This is a genomic window from Gemmatimonadaceae bacterium (genome assembly GCA_036003045.1).
Classification (GTDB): domain Bacteria; phylum Gemmatimonadota; class Gemmatimonadetes; order Gemmatimonadales; family Gemmatimonadaceae; genus JAQBQB01.
In genome coordinates this window covers 205,419-220,430 of record DASYSS010000085.1, presented here as the reverse complement: position 1 = coordinate 220,430, position 15,012 = coordinate 205,419, and the positions used below count along the sequence as shown (strand labels likewise).

General features: G+C 65.4%; 7 protein-coding genes. 5 read left to right on the top strand and 2 right to left on the bottom strand.

What is annotated here, in order from left to right; translation table 11 throughout:
• Nucleotides 1–452: 452 nt before the first annotated feature.
• Both VGQ44_19345 and VGQ44_19340 read right to left on the bottom strand, forming a co-directional pair.
• The gene (locus tag VGQ44_19345; GenBank protein HEV8449000.1) at nucleotides 453–2,024 is read right to left on the bottom strand and encodes a RagB/SusD family nutrient uptake outer membrane protein; all 1,572 of its coding nucleotides are present in this window, start codon (nucleotides 2,022–2,024) and stop codon (nucleotides 453–455) included.
• A 17-nt stretch (nucleotides 2,025–2,041) separates the two neighbouring features.
• Entirely contained in the window at nucleotides 2,042–5,257 is a 3,216-nt protein-coding gene (locus VGQ44_19340; GenBank protein HEV8448999.1) for a TonB-dependent receptor, read from the bottom strand.
• 282 nt (nucleotides 5,258–5,539) lie between these two features.
• Here VGQ44_19340 and VGQ44_19335 point away from each other — a divergent pair, with 282 nt between their 5' ends.
• From VGQ44_19335 to VGQ44_19315, 5 genes are all read left to right on the top strand, one after another.
• Nucleotides 5,540–6,580 carry a mannonate dehydratase gene (locus VGQ44_19335; GenBank protein HEV8448998.1) on the top strand — a complete coding sequence of 347 codons (1,041 nt, stop codon included), beginning with the start codon at nucleotides 5,540–5,542 and terminating at the stop codon, nucleotides 6,578–6,580.
• A 136-nt stretch (nucleotides 6,581–6,716) separates the two neighbouring features.
• On the top strand, nucleotides 6,717–8,549 hold the full coding sequence (locus VGQ44_19330; protein HEV8448997.1) for an ATPase, T2SS/T4P/T4SS family: 1,833 nt from the start codon (nucleotides 6,717–6,719) through the stop codon (nucleotides 8,547–8,549).
• A gap of 557 nt (nucleotides 8,550–9,106) precedes the next feature.
• Nucleotides 9,107–10,282: a type IV pilus twitching motility protein PilT gene (locus VGQ44_19325; protein HEV8448996.1), complete on the top strand. Its 1,176-nt coding sequence runs from the start codon at nucleotides 9,107–9,109 to the stop codon at nucleotides 10,280–10,282.
• A 107-nt stretch (nucleotides 10,283–10,389) separates the two neighbouring features.
• Nucleotides 10,390–11,589 (top strand): type II secretion system F family protein, encoded by a 1,200-nt coding sequence (locus tag VGQ44_19320; GenBank protein HEV8448995.1) that lies wholly within the window; start codon nucleotides 10,390–10,392, stop codon nucleotides 11,587–11,589.
• A 268-nt stretch (nucleotides 11,590–11,857) separates the two neighbouring features.
• Nucleotides 11,858–14,812, top strand: coding sequence for a M48 family metalloprotease (locus VGQ44_19315; GenBank protein ID HEV8448994.1), 2,955 nt, complete (start codon nucleotides 11,858–11,860; stop codon nucleotides 14,810–14,812).
• The last annotated feature ends 200 nt before the right edge of the window (nucleotides 14,813–15,012 follow it).

Below are 15,012 nucleotides of genomic sequence, written 5' to 3'. Positions count from 1 at the left end.
ATCAACGCTAATTATACAGCGTCGTTAGGCTGCGAAAATGTGCTAAAGACTGCAATGCAAACGTTGTGTAATAACGAAGAGACCGCTGGCGCGAAAGCGCAAGTGGCCGTGAATCAGGCACTTAGTTTCGGCGCGTTTTGGATCCTGGTGCATTAGGCTGCGAAGGGATCGCAGCATAACGTGCAGGGCGGGCCGGCGGGGCGCCGAGCTGCGTAGAAGGGAAGATATGGTGGTCGCGATGGGACGCCGTCCCGGAAAGCCTCTCGGCGGTCTCGCTGGACCATGAGAGCCGCCACGGGCAAGAGCACTGAGCGGGAGCCGCGAGCCCAAACACGCTCGCCGTTCCAGCTCAAGGCTCGTGCTCAAAGCTCCTGCTCAACGCTCGTGCTCGTGGCTAGGCTCGCTCCCCGTTCGAGATGCGAGCCCGCGCACGCTACTTGAACGATCCGCAGTTACCATCCGGGGTTTTGGTGTCCCGCCAACGCCGGGTTGAGATCGATCGCCCGCTGCGGAATCGGCATCAAATGGTACTTGTCCGGAATCGGCCCGCCGTTCGCCTTCGGGAATTTGCTCGTGCTCGACTTCGCGTGGGCCATGCTCGCCTCGATCCGCGCCTTCGACCACGCCCAGTTGCGCTGATCGTCGAAGTAGCCGTTCGGTCCCTCGAGCGACAGTTCCCAACGACGTTCGTTGAACACTGAATCGCGGAACAGGTCGTGGCTCAAACCGGGCGTCATCACCGGGATGCCGGCGCGCGTACGAATCTGATTGATCGCCGTGTACGCCTCGGCACCCGGACTGCCATTCACTTCGTTCGACGCCTCGGCGATCATCAGCAGCACCTCGGCGTAGCGGAGGACGATGTAGTTCGGCTCTTCCTGGCCCGTGCCCGTCATCTGGATGTCGAGGAACTTGCGCGGGAACGGCGTCTCGCTCGCGTACGGCTGCGACGCCGGCTTCGTCTCATCCCACGTGACGATCGTGCCGCCCTTGTTCCACGAGAAGATGAACGTGCCGTCGCGTCGCTTGTCGTCGGCGCGGAAGGTGTGGAACCAGATGCTCTCCGCCTCGAACGATCCGTTCGTCGACGCGCCGAGGAACGGCGCCGTGTTCGTGGGCGCCATGTGCGACGAGATGCGGCCGCCGAGCCCCGGCGCCCGGATGCACTCGACGTCGAAAATCACTTCGGTGTTGCGCTCGTTCACCGTGCCGCCGAAGAAGTCGAACAGCGTCTTGTAGTCCGCTACGAGGGAATAGTCGCCGTCCGACTGCACTTGCTTGGCGTAGGTGAGCGCGTTTTGCCAATCGGCCGACGTGCCGACGCCGGTGCCGGCCCGCTGCAAGTACATCTTGGCGAGCAGCGTCTTGGCGGCTCCTTTCGATGCGCGTCCGACATCCGCCGCCGTGTACGTCTTGGCCGACGGCAGGGCCGTGATCGCGTCCTTGAGATCCTGTTCGACGAGCGCGTAGACCTCCTGCGCCGTGTTGCGGGGAACGGCGAGGCTGTCGAGACCCTGCGTCGCGTGGATCTTGATCGGCACGCCGCCGAACATGCGCACAAGGTTGAAGTAGTGCGTCGCGCGCAGGAACTTCGCCTCGCCGACGATGCGCGACCGCAGCGCCGTGTCCATGTCGATCTTCGGCACGTTGTCGAGCACCGAGTTGGCGCGGTTGATCGCGTCGTACGCGGACTGCCACACCGACTGCACGTACGCGTGGTTGAGCGGGATCGCGTACACGTCCGGCTGGCTGCGCTCGTTCGTCGCCGACAAACGCGACGTCCACATCTCCGTGGGATGCTCGACGAGCATCACGAAGTTGCGGCCGTAATAGTTGTCGCCGGTACTGTTGATGAAATCGGCGTAGACGCCGTTGATCGCGGCGAGCGCGTCGCCGGCGTTCCGGTAGAAGTTCGTCGGGCCGATGAAGTCGAACGGCTGCTCGGTCAGAAACTGCTTGTCGTTGCACGCAAGAGCCACGGCCAGCAGGCCGAGCGCGCCGACAGTCTTCATTCGATTGCGCATTGGTCTGTGTCCTCGCTTCAGTAGGCGATGTTGACGCCGATCGTGACGCCCTTCGCGAGCGGATACTGCCCCACGTCGACGCCGCGGTTCACGTTGCCGATTCCCAGGCTGCTCACGTCCGGGTTGAACCCGCTGTAGTGCGTGAAGGTGAGGAGGTTCGTCCCCGTGACGTAGGCGCGCGTGTTCGTGAGGCCGTAGCGCGACAACAACCGTTCCGGCACCTGCACGTCCAGCGTGATGCTGCGGAGCCGCAGATACGAACCATCCTCGAGCAGGTCGCTCGTGATGTCCGATCCGGTGGTGCCCGGCGTGAAGTTGATGCGCGGGAAGTCGGCGCCGCTGTTGCTCGCCGTCCACGCGTCGAAGTAGCGGTCGGAGATGATGTTCGTGCCCGGGCTGCCCTGGATGAGACGCACGTCGTTGAGGTTCAGGATCCTGTTCCCGTACGTCGCGTCCATCAGCGTGCTCAGACGGAATCGTCCGAGCGTGAACTGGTTCTGCCAGCCGGCGTTGAACTTCGGATTGGGATCGCCGATGATCGTGCGATCGTCGGGCGTGATCGCGCCGTCGGGGCCGGTCGCCTTTCCGTTCACCGGAGCCCCGGCCAGGTCGACGATCATGATGTCACCGGGATGCCAGCTCGTGCCGCTCAGCGGCTTCACCTTCGCCGTGTACGCCGCGGCGGCGGCGGAGTCTCGGAGGATTCCGTTGGTCTTGTAACCGTAGAACACGCCGAGCGCCTGGCCGACCTGAATCAGTGATCCGAGGAGCTTGAGGTCGCTGTTGACGCTGCCGGCGAAGATCGACTGCACGCCGCCGAGGTCGAGCACGCGGTTCTTGTTGTGCGAGTAGTTCAGCGTCGTCGTCCACCCGAGCGAGTGCGTGCGGCCGTCGAGCAGCGTGAGAGTGAGCCCGAGCTCGTAGCCGTTGTTGCTCACCGAACCGACGTTCTGAAGGGCAGTGCCGAATCCGCTCTCGAACGGCAGGTTCACCGCGAGGAGCAGGTCGCTGGTCGTCTTTCTATAAATGTCGCCCGTGAAGCTCACCCTGCCGCCGTAAAGGCCAAGGTCCACGCCGACGTCGTTCTGCCTCGTCGTCTCCCATCCGAGATTCGGATTGCCGACCGACGCCGGGTAGTAGCCCGGGACGACCGCGCCGCCGAACGTGTATTGCTGCGACAACAGGTGCGCCATCGACTGGTACGGCTGGATCGACGGGTTGCCCGCGAGCCCCGTCGACGCGCGGAATTTGAGCAGCTCGATCCCCGGAAACTTCTGCATGAACGGCTCGTCGGTGACGCGCCATCCAAACGCGGCCGACGGGAAGAATCCCCACTGGTGGTCCGCGCCGAAGCGCGACGAGCCGTCCTCGCGCCCCGTGACGGTGAACAGATAGCGATTGGCCAGCGTGTAGTTCACCCGTCCGATGTACGACGCGAGCGTCCAGCGCGTGTGCCCCGACGACACGACAGGGCCGCCGGCCTGCGTGCCCGCGCCGATGTTCTCGAAGACGTCGATATCGCTGACGAAGTTGCTGTTCTGAACCGTGTTGAAGACGAGGTCGTTCTGCTGGCGCGAGTAGCCCGCCACCGCGTTGATCTGCTGCGACGCGCTGAACGTGTGATCCAACGACAGCGTGTTCTCGTTGAGAAAGTTCGTGTTTTCGGTCCGGCCCCGCTTCGCGTAGCCGTTCTGCTGCGACCCCATGAGCGTCGTGCGCGGGAAGTAGGTATCGCGCGACCGGTTGGAGAGATCGCCGCCGATGCTCGTCCGGAATTTCAGTCCGCTCATCACCTCGTATTCGCCGAACGCGTTCGCGAGCACGCGCGTGTCGCCGAGCTTGTCCGTCACGTCGGCGGCCATCGACACCGGGTTCGGGATGTTCGTCGGCTGGAGCACGGACGACGGGCTGTTCTGGCCCATCAGCGTGTACTGGCCGTTCGGCTGGCGAAGCGGCAGGACGGGGTAGTAGTCGATCGCCGCGCCGACGGCCCCGGCGCCCGCGTTGAGCGAGCCGTCGGTCGGCACCGAGTTCGTGTTCACTCGGCTCACGGTGACCGTGCTCGCGACGCGCGCGCGGCTCCCGATGTTCTGATCGAGGTTGCCGCGGAGCGAGATGCGCTTGAACGCCGAGTTGATGACGACGCCTTGCTGCTGGAAGACGCCGCCGGAAAGCGCGTAGTGCGTCGCGTTGGCGCCCGCGCCGCCGCCGGTCACGCCCAGCTGCAAGTTGGACGTCGGCGCGCTGCGGAAGATGAGCGACTGCCAGTCGGTGTTCGGGAGTGTGTCGGGATTCGCGAAGACGACGCCGGTGCCGTTGTTCACGGACCAGTCGTTGACGAATTTCGCGAAGCCGGCGGCGTCGAGCAGATGGTAGCGGTGCGCCACGCTTTGGCTACCGCTGTACGTGTCGAGCGTGAACACGGGGCGGGCCGTCTGGCCGTGCTTCGTGGTGATGATGATGACGCCGTTCGCGCCGCGCGCACCGTAGATCGACGTCGCCGATGCGTCCTTCAGGATCTCGATCGACTCGATGTCGGCCGGGTTGAGCGCCGCGAGCGGATTCGAAGGCACCGTCGTCGTCGCGTCACGGCCGCCGTCGCTCGGGTTCTGCAAATCCGGGTTGTTCTCGATCGGGAAGCCGTCGATGACGTAGAGCGGTTCGTTGTTGCCGGTGACGGACGAGCCCCCGCGAATTCGGATCGAGAGCGCGCCGCCCGGCGCGGCCGACGCTTGCGTCACCGAGACGCCGGCCGCCGCGCCCTGGAGCGCCTGCTCGAGCGAGAGCGTCGGCGTCTGGTCGACGTTCGGCGTCACCGTGGCGACCGACCCGGTCAGGTCCGAGCGTCGCTGCGCACCGTAGCCGACGACGACCATTTGGTCGAGCGTGACGGAGGCCGCGGAGAGCGCGATGTTGAGCGTGACGGTCTGGCCGGCGGCCACGGTCACCTGCTGCTCGACCGGGGCGTACCCGATGCGCGAGGCCTTGACGCGTTGGGTTCCGGCGGGCACCTCGTTTATGGTATATCGCCCGTCGGTGCCGCTTCGGCCGCCGAGCTGCGTTCCATTGATCGTCACCGAGACGTTGGACACCGGCGCCCCGGCGGTTCGGTCGGTGATCAGGCCGGCGATTCGGCCTGTCGTTCCCTGGGCCGACGCGGTCGCGGGGGCCGTGGCCGCAAGGAGGGCGGGGAGGACGAGTGCGAGACGGGAGAGGAGTCTCGACGAGAGCATGCGGCGTTCTCCTTCGGAATGGGTCGAAATTGCCTTTTGTTCTTTATACGAACAAAAGAGTCCAAGAAACGCGAGCCGAAGCTCGCGATCGCACTGACGACCGAACGTCCTGCACTCGGAAAACGGCGGGAAAAAACACTCACCTAACAACGTGGCCAGCGCTACGATTCGTCACATTCGCAGCGCCCGCCGGCCCCGCCCGCGATTTTGTTCGTACAACGAACATTCGCGACCCCCTAACCTGTGCATCCTCGGCCAATCGCGCCAGAGGCAACGCCGCCCGTGAAGATCACCTTTCGCTGGTTCGGGCAGACCGACCCGATACCGCTGGCTTACATCCGTCAGATCCCGGGTGTTACGGGCGTCGTGAGCGCCATCTACGACACGCCCGTCGGAGATGCTTGGCCTCAGGCGTCGCTCGAGCGGCTCGCCGAGCAGACTGACGCGGCCGGCGTTCCGCTCGCCGTCATCGAGAGCATCCCGGTCCACGAAGACATCAAGCTCGGACGCGCGTCGCGCGATCGCCTCGTCGATGCCTGGTGCGAGAGTGTCGCGCGGGTCGGCGCCATCGGTGTCGGCATCGTCTGCTACAACTTCATGCCCGTCTTCGATTGGATGCGCAGCAACCTCGCGCTGCGCCTCTCCGACGGCTCGACGGCCCTTGCCTTCGACGACGTCGAGCTGGCGCGATTCGACCTCTCCCGCGGCACTCGCGACTTGCCCGGTTGGGCCGCCGCGTACGACGCCTCGGACCTCGAGGCCCTCATCGATGCCTATCGGCGGCTGACTCCCGAGCATCTATGGGAGAACCTCGCCTTCTTCCTCGAGCGCGTCGTTCCCGCCGCGGAAAGCGCCGGTGTTCGCCTCGCGATCCATCCGGACGATCCGCCGTGGAGCATCTTCGGTCTCCCGCGCATCGTGACGAGCGGCCCCGCGCTCGAGCGTCTCGTCGGTCTCGTCGACAGTCCGGCAAACGGCGTGACGGTCTGCACCGGCTCGCTCGGCGCGGACCCCACGAACGACCTGCCTGCCATCATCCGCCGGGTGGGCCGAATGTCGCGGCTCCATTTCATGCACTGCCGCAACGTCAAGCGCACCGGCGACCACCGGTTTCATGAAAGCCCGCATCCGTCGGCGTACGGCAGCGTCGACATGCTCGAGGTCGTGCGCGCGCTGCACGACGTCGGCTATGCGGGCCCGATGCGCCCCGACCACGGCCGCATGATCTGGGGCGAAAGCGGCCGGCCGGGTTACGGCCTGTACGACCGCGCGCTGGGGGCGATGTACCTCCAGGGGCTGTGGGAGGCGGTCAGCGCCACGTAACGAGCGTGCCGCGAAGGCGGCCGAATCGTCCATTCGGAAAGGGGATCCACAAGGCGCGCTGACGGTTAGCGCGCCTTAATGATTTCGGCCAGGCATGCCGAAACTTTGAAACGCGATTTCCACCTTCCATCGACGAATGGCCGCACCGCAACTCACACAAGACCGGCTCGGGGAAATGCTCGTGCGCGATGGTTTGCTCACGCGCGAGCAATTGTCCAAGGCCTTGGCGGAGCAGAAGCAGAACGGGCAACGGCTCGGCTACACCCTCGTGAAGATGGGCATGCTGCCCGAGATCGACCTCACGAAGGCGCTCGCCAAGCAGCATCGCATGCCGGCCGTCGACCTGTCGCGATTCGAGGTGGACCCGAAAATCGCGAAGATGATCCCCGCCGAGTTGGCGCAGAAGAACCTCGTGATGCCGCTCAAGCGCGAGGGTCGTTCGTTGACCTTGGCGATCGCCGATCCGTCGAACCTCGGCGTGCTCGAGGACATCAAGTTCATCACGCGCTGCGACATCATCCCGGTCGTGGCCGGCGAATACACGCTGGCGACGATGGTCGAGAAGGTGTTCGGGTCGACCGACGACCAGCAGATGGCGTCGTTGATGGACACGATCACCGAGCTCGAAGGGATCAGCGACGTCGAGGTGCTCGAGGACGAGGACGAGGATGTCTCGCAGGCGGCGCTCCAGGCCCAGATGGAGGACGCGCCGGTCGTCAAACTGATCAACGCGATCCTCACCGACGCCGTGAAGCGCGGCGCGTCCGACATCCATTTCGAGTGCTTCGAGCACGAGATCCGCGTCCGCTACCGCATCGACGGCGCGCTCCAGGAAGTCATGAAGCCGCCGATGAAGCTCAAGGCGGCGCTCATCTCGCGGTTCAAGATCATGGCGATGCTGAACATCGCCGAGCGGCGCGTGCCTCAGGACGGCCGCATCAAGCTCAAGATCGGCAATCGCGTCATCGACTACCGCGTGTCGACGCTGCCGACGCTCTTCGGCGAAAAGGTCGTGCTGCGAATTCTCGACAAGGGCAACCTCGCCTTCGACCTTTCGACGTTCGGCATCGAGCCGCGCGCCGAAGCGGACCTCATGGAGGCGATCTCGAATCCGTACGGCATGGTGCTCGTCACCGGCCCCACGGGTTCGGGCAAGACGACGACGCTCTACTCGGCGCTCTCCAAGGTCAATCAGATGGACGTCAACATCATGACCGCCGAGGACCCCGTCGAGTACAACCTGTTCGGCATCAACCAGGTGCTCGTGCGGACCGACATCGGGATGACCTTCGCCGCGGCGCTCAAAGCGTTCCTGCGGCAGGACCCGAACATCATCATGGTCGGCGAGATTCGAGATCTCGAAACGGGCGGCATCGCCATCAAGGCCGCGCTCACCGGCCACATGGTGTTGTCGACGCTGCACACGAACTCGGCGCCCGAAACGGTGACGCGTCTGTTGGACATGGGACTCGAGCCGTTCAACGTGGCGTCGGCGGTGAACCTCGTGCTCGCGCAGCGGCTCGTGCGGCGCATCTGCTCCGGCTGCCGGGTGCAGTATCAGCCCGCGCCCGAGGAATGGGCGGCGCTCAAGGTCAAGCCGACGACCACGATGCGCGACCTGCGGTTCACCGAAGAGGCGCTCGCCAACGCGAAGCTGAAGGCGACCAAGGAAGCGGCGCCGTTCCTCGCGACCCTGAGCCTCGACACGCGGTTCGGTCAGCTCGGCTTTTTCAAGGGCGCGGGCTGCGACACGTGCGGTGGAACGGGCCTCAAAGGGCGTCAGGGCGTCTACGAGGTCATGACGATGACCCAACATCTGCGCAAGCTCGTCATGCAGAACGTCGGCGCGGCCGAGATTCGCGAGGCGGCCATCGAAGAGGGGATGCTCACGCTGCGCATGGACGCCTGGCTCAAGGTCATGAAGGGAATCACGACCACCGAGCAGATGATCCGCGAGACATCGGCGTGATCAAAGGGCGGCGCGGCACTGCCTCGGTCTGATTTCTATCGGCAAGTCGCTATCGCGCCAGAGGAAGCGAGCCTAGCCTCGAGCATCAGCCGACAGCAGGCGCTGGGAGCCGAAACGTCGGAGACGCGCCGCCGAACCGCGTCGTTCGGCTCGGAGCTCCTGCTCCAAGCTCGTGCTCACGGCTAGGCTCGCGGCGCCTCTCGAAATCTCTCCTCGGATCACCGGACCCTGAACGTTCCCGCGCGCCGTTCAGCGGATGAGAGAAATCTCACGCGCCTCTCGAAGCGGCGTGGAAATGGCCGGTATCGCGGGATTTCGCCTACACTTCCGGCGCGCCGAGGCCGAAACTTGTCGTCGAGGGCTCCGGGCGCCGACGAGGCGCCGACGTGCCCGGCGTCGATGGCGGCGCCGGGTGCGGGGGTTCCGCGCATGACCCAACCGATCCGTTCGTCGTCCCTCTAGGATGGGCGCCGTGTCTGTGGAACGAATCGTTCCATCTCGCGGCCCGTGCGTCCATCACACATCGCCCCAAGCGATTACAGCCCTCTACGCCTTCGATGACTCCATCTCCCTCGACCCCGTCGTCCTCCAGCAACCCTTCGGGCGTAAATCTTCGCCTGCTGCTCGAGGAGATGATCGATCGCAACGCGTCGGACTTGCACATCACGGCGGGCGAGCGGCCCAAGTTCCGCATCGACGGCGACATCACCAACTCGAACATCGAAACCGTGCTGCAGCCGAAGGAAACGCTGCAACTCGCGTATTCGGTGCTCACCGAAAATCAGAAAAAGCGGTTCGAGATGGAGGACGAGCTCGACTTCTCGTTCGGCATCCAGAACCTGGCGCGCTTCCGCGGCAACTGTTTCAAGCAGCGCGGGTGCGTTTCGATGGTCATCCGGCAGATCCCGTTCAACATCCGAAGTTTCGAGGACCTCGGCCTCCCCAAGGTCATCGCCGACCTGTCGGATCGTCCGCGCGGCCTGATTCTCGTCACGGGCCCGACGGGCTCCGGGAAGTCGACGACGCTCGCCGCGATGCTCGACCGGATCAACAAGTCCATGAAAGGACACATGATCACGATCGAGGATCCGATCGAGTTCATTCACAAGCACCAGGCGTGCATCGTCAACCAGCGCGAGGTCGGCTCGGACACGAAGAGCTTCCAGGCCGCGCTCAAGTACGCGCTGCGTCAGGATCCGGACGTCGTGCTCATCGGCGAAATGCGCGACCTCGAGACGATTCAGGCCGGTCTGACGATCGCCGAGACGGGACACCTCGCGTTCGCGACGCTGCACACGAACAGCGCGGCCGAAGCGGTGAACCGCATCATCGACGTGTTCCCGAGCCACCAGCAGTCGCAGGTGCGCGCGCAGCTCGCGTTCTCGCTCGAGGGGATCATCACGCAAACGCTGCTGCCGAAGCTGAGCGGCAAGGGGCGCGCGATGGCGGCGGAGATTCTCGTCGTCACGCCGGCGATTCGCGCCCTCATCCGCGACGACAAGATCCACCAGATCTACTCGATGATGCAGTCCGGCAAGAAGTACGGCATGCAGACGATGAACGACTCGCTGTACAACCTGTATATGAGCAAGACGGTGTCGCTCGACGAAGTGTTGCGCGCCAGCCACGACCAGTCCGAAATTCAGCGCATGATCGGCATTTCGCCCGACGGCAGCGAGAGCACGCCGGGCAAGCCTCAGGCGACGGCCGCCGCGGGCGCGGGACGGCGGTAGCGAAAGCGGGAATTTGGTGACGCGGCTCACGACGGGCGGCCCGTAATCTTCCGGCCGCCCCGGTCGTCTTTAAGAGGAAGCACCTCAGCAGCCATCTCGAGGGATTCATGCCTCAATACACGTACACCGCGCGCGCCGTCAACGGCGAGCTCAAATCGGCGACGATCGACGCGCCGTCGCGCGACGACGTCATCAAACAGCTCAGACAGCTCAAGCTGAACGTCGTCAAGATCGACGAAGGCACCGCGAATCGGAAGAAACGCGGCGGCTCGATCAAGATGCGCGACGTCGTGATCTTCACGCGTCAGTTTTCGACGATGATCAACGCGGGTCTCCCGCTCGTGCAGGCGCTCGACATTCTGGCGCAGCAGAGCGAGAACCCCGCGCTCAAAGACGTGACGCGGCAGGTCGTGTTCGACGTCGAGTCGGGCAACACGCTGGCCGACGCGATGCGCAAGCATCCGCGGGGGTTCAGCGAATTGTACGTGAACATGGTGGCGGCCGGTGAGGCGGGCGGTATTCTCGACACGATCCTCATGCGCCTCGCGGTGTTCATGGAAAAGAACGACGCCCTCATCCGCAAGGTGAAGGGCGCCATGATCTACCCGGGCGTCATCATCACGGTGGCGGCGATCGCCATCACGGTGCTGCTCATCTTCGTCATTCCGACGTTCGAGACCATGTTCGCCAGCGCGAACATCGCGCTGCCGCTGCCGACGCGAATCGTCATCGCGATCTCGCGCGGGCTCAAGAGCTACTGGTACATCGTCGTCGCCGCCGCGATGGGGATCTACTTCTCGATCCGGAGCTACTACCGGACACCGGGAGGAAAGCTCAACATCGACAAGCTGCTGCTGAAGATGCCGGTGCTCGGCGACGTGCTCCGCAAGTCGGCCGTCTCGCGCTTCACGCGTACGCTCGGCACGCTGATCTCGTCGGGCGTGTCGATCCTCGACGGCCTCGAGATCACGGCCAAGACGTCGGGCAACCGCGTCATCCAGGACGCGATCATGGAATCGCGGTCGTCGATCGCCGGCGGCGACACGATCGCCGCGCCGCTCAAGAAGTCCGCGGTCTTCCCGCCCATGGTGATCTCGATGATCGCCGTCGGCGAGCAGACGGGCGGTCTGGACGAAATGCTCACGAAGATCGCTGACTTCTACGACGAAGAGGTCGACGCGGCCGTGTCAGGCCTCCTCGCCCTCATGGAACCGGTGATGATCGTGTTCCTCGGCGTGGTGGTCGGCGGCATGGTCGTCGCGATGTACCTGCCGATCTTCGACATGGTGAACGCGGCGGGCGCGTAGATCCGGCGATCGCGAATCACAAGTCTGTCATCCGCCGCCCGGCGCGACGCGAGTCGCGCCGGGCGGTCTTCATTCGTATGCCTTCACGGACATGTCTACGAACACCGACTGGATCCACGATTGTCCGGCGACCGTGCAGGCAATCTGGCTTCACGACGTGGTTCGCTGCCATGCTAGACCGTGCGGCGGCCCCTACCTTCGCGTTACCCGGGCCGCGCTTCTACAATCCATAAAGGGCGCACTCTCCCACCCGGCTCCCGGCTGACGCATGATGGCTTATCGAGTACTCGTCGCGTTCGCGGCGGTCCTCCCAGGGTTCGTCGCCTGGTGGACGGGTCGCCGTCTCGCGCGTTCGCTCGACGATCCGGCGCTCGCCGAGCTCCTCCTCGCGCGGCGCCAGCGCCTCAGCGGGATCACGGCGACCGCGCTCGCCTTGATCCTGGTGCTTGGCAGCGACGACGCGTTCTGGAGCATCCCGCTGATGCTCCTCTCATTGCCCGTCGGCGGGTATCCGCTCCGTCGCGCGCTGGCCATCGACACGGACGGTATCGCACCCCACGTCTGGCGGTACGCGAAGAACGTCGTCGGCGCGATGGGGCTCTGGATCCTCCTCGCATGGATGCCGATGATCGTGCTGGCGATTCCGGCGCGGTATCGCCTCACGTCGCTCGCGTTCGCGCCGCTGCTGTGGGCGTGGGACCGCTGGTTCGCGCGCATCTGGCTCCGGTTGCACGACGCGCGCCCGCTCACGAACGCCGAAGTTGATTCGCGCGTGGCGGCGATCGCCGAGCGTGCCGGGATGCGGCCGCCGCCGGCGCTGTACGTCATCGGTTCGGCGCGTTCGCGCTGGGTCAACGCGGTGGCGCTGCCGGCGGTTCGACAACCGTCGATCGTGTTCGGCAACGCGCTCGTGGACCTGCTCGAGCCCGACGAAGTCGCGGCGGTCTACGCGCACGAATTGTCGCACTTGGAGCAGCACGGGCCGCGGATGCTGCGACGACGGCACGCGATGACTCGCGTGCTCATCGTGCTCGCGGTGGCGCTGCCGCTCGTCGTCGCCCGCTTCGCGCCGGGCAGCGAGTGGCTCGTCCGAATCGTCTGGCCCGTGGTGGTCTTGATGTTTCTCGCGCTGCGCGGCCGAGGACACAAACAGCGGGAAACGGAAAGCGACTTGCGCGCGGCAGCTCTAAGCGGTGATGCGGAGCTGGTCGCTCGCGCGCTTACGAAGGTCCACGTCCACGGACTGATTCCGCGCCGATGGTCGGTGAACTTCGAGAGTCGTGCGAGCCACCCGAGTCTCGCGCGCCGCATACAAGCGTTGCGCGGCGAGACGGCGGCCGCCGCGAGGGTCAACGCGCCGATGATCCTGCCGACGGCGCGCGAAGGCACGCTGTTGGCCTTCGACGATGCCCGAGCCTACTGGTTCGACGGCGTCTCTCCCGACACACCTCGCGAGCTCTCAGAGTTGCGCGCGAACGCCACCAGCATGCGGTCGGTCGCTTGGGCGGAGCTGGTCGAGCTCCGCGTGAGCGCCGCCGGCACGGAGCGCGCGTTGCTGGCGGCGCACCGCAACGGCGATCGGTGGAGCGTTCCGCTCGATTCGGCGCACGTCGCGGACGTTCAGCGGGCGCTGGACCGTGTCGACGTCCGGTTGCATCGCGAGTTGGGAAAGCGGGCCTTCCCAACGACGCGCATTCTCGCGGCCGCGATGCTCCTCGCGATGTTCTGGACGACCCAGATCGGCGTCCTGATCATTCCGGCGTCGCTGGCGGCGTTTCGTCCGAGCTTGGCGGCGCTCGCGGCGATGGGGACGATGGCACTCGGCACCGCGGCCGTCGGCATCGCTCGAAGTCTGCCGTTGGATGCGGCAAGCGCGTTGCGCATCGCGGTCATCGGCGCGCTCGGCGCGATCGGACTCGCGCTGGCCTGGCTCGAGGCGCGACGGGATCGCACCGCCGCGGCAAAACGCCGCGAGCACCGGACAGCCGCGCGCCCCGTGCTCCTCGTCCTCGCCGTCGCGGCCGTGGTGCTTGGCCTCGTGCTGGGCGGAGCCGCGGGAGACTTGTCGCTCTCGCAAGTCGCGCGCTTGCCCATGGCGCCGGCATTCGGCGTGACGCTTCTCGGACTCGGATCGGCGCTCTTCGTCTGGGGAGGTCGTGTCGCAGTCGCGTCGGCGGGAGCTTCGATGTTGGCGGGCATCGTCTTGTTCATCCCGACGCTGGTGTCGTCGACCGCGTCGAGCTCTTCACCTCCGCTCTCTCGCACCACCGCAGATGCGAGCGAGATCGCGCGCATCGCGGTTTCGGCGAACGTCTTCTCGGTCGATCTCTCGCCCACCGGTCAGCGGCTCCTCATTCGTCGCTACGATAACGGTAGGCCAAACGCGAATCGCTACATGCTTCGGTCGATCGACGGCTCGACCCGCGAAGTGCTCGGCGTTCAGGCCGCGTTCGCGGATGACGATCGCGTGTTGGTGTTGCGAAGTACCGGTGATTCGTTGTCGCTGCAACTCGAGCGCGCGGATTCGGCCAACGCGGTGTGGTCCGTGGCCCTGCCGCCGATCTTGGGACCACGGTTGCGCGTGTCGCCGCACGACGGCGCGTGGTCGATCGTCGGCCAAGACGACGAGAACGACTCGCTGGTCGTCGTCTCGGGCAGGATCGATTCCGCCAAAGCCATCGTACGCCGCCTCAAGTCGATGGCGACGCCAATGGGAGCGACCGCGATCTTCAGAGTCGGCTCCCGGCTCGTCGTACCGTCTTATGACGTTGGCAACCTCGGCGCCAACCCGTTTTCGCTGCTCGCGATGATGACGCCGCGCGCGACGCTGTGGGAGATCACCGACGCCGGCCGGAAACAGATCGGCGAGATGACGGGATTCCCGCTCTGCGGCGATGCGGACGACGGATCCGCCGCTTGCGTGGTACGGCAACAGGGCCAGAGCGAGGTGTGGACGCTCGCCGACACCGGTGCGCCGCGGATGGTCGGCCGGTTGTCGCTCGACGACGTCATGCGAGCGTCGCCCGGTCCGGGCCCGCGCGTGACCGCCATTCAAAAAGACGCCGCGATCATCCTCGACGCAGCGAGCGGCCGCGTGACGCGCATTCGTCTTCCGGCAGATTCCGGGTTCGCGATGGAGGCGCACAGCGTGCCCGGGCGGCTCGCCGTGCTGCGGCGAAAGACCGACGGTGGGTCGACCATAGTCCTATATCGGATTCCCTAGGTAGGTTCGCTAAACGTCGCGCCGTCGTCTGATTCGCGTCGGGTGAGACCGCCGCCGCAATCGGACCCACGAGGAACAACCGCGAGCGCGCCGGCGTCGCGGCGTGCGGCATGCCAATCAACCTCCGAGAACATCCGGAAGGACTGGCGGTATGCTTCGAGAACTCTCAGGCTCGCGCCCGGCACGCACCATCCGATCGG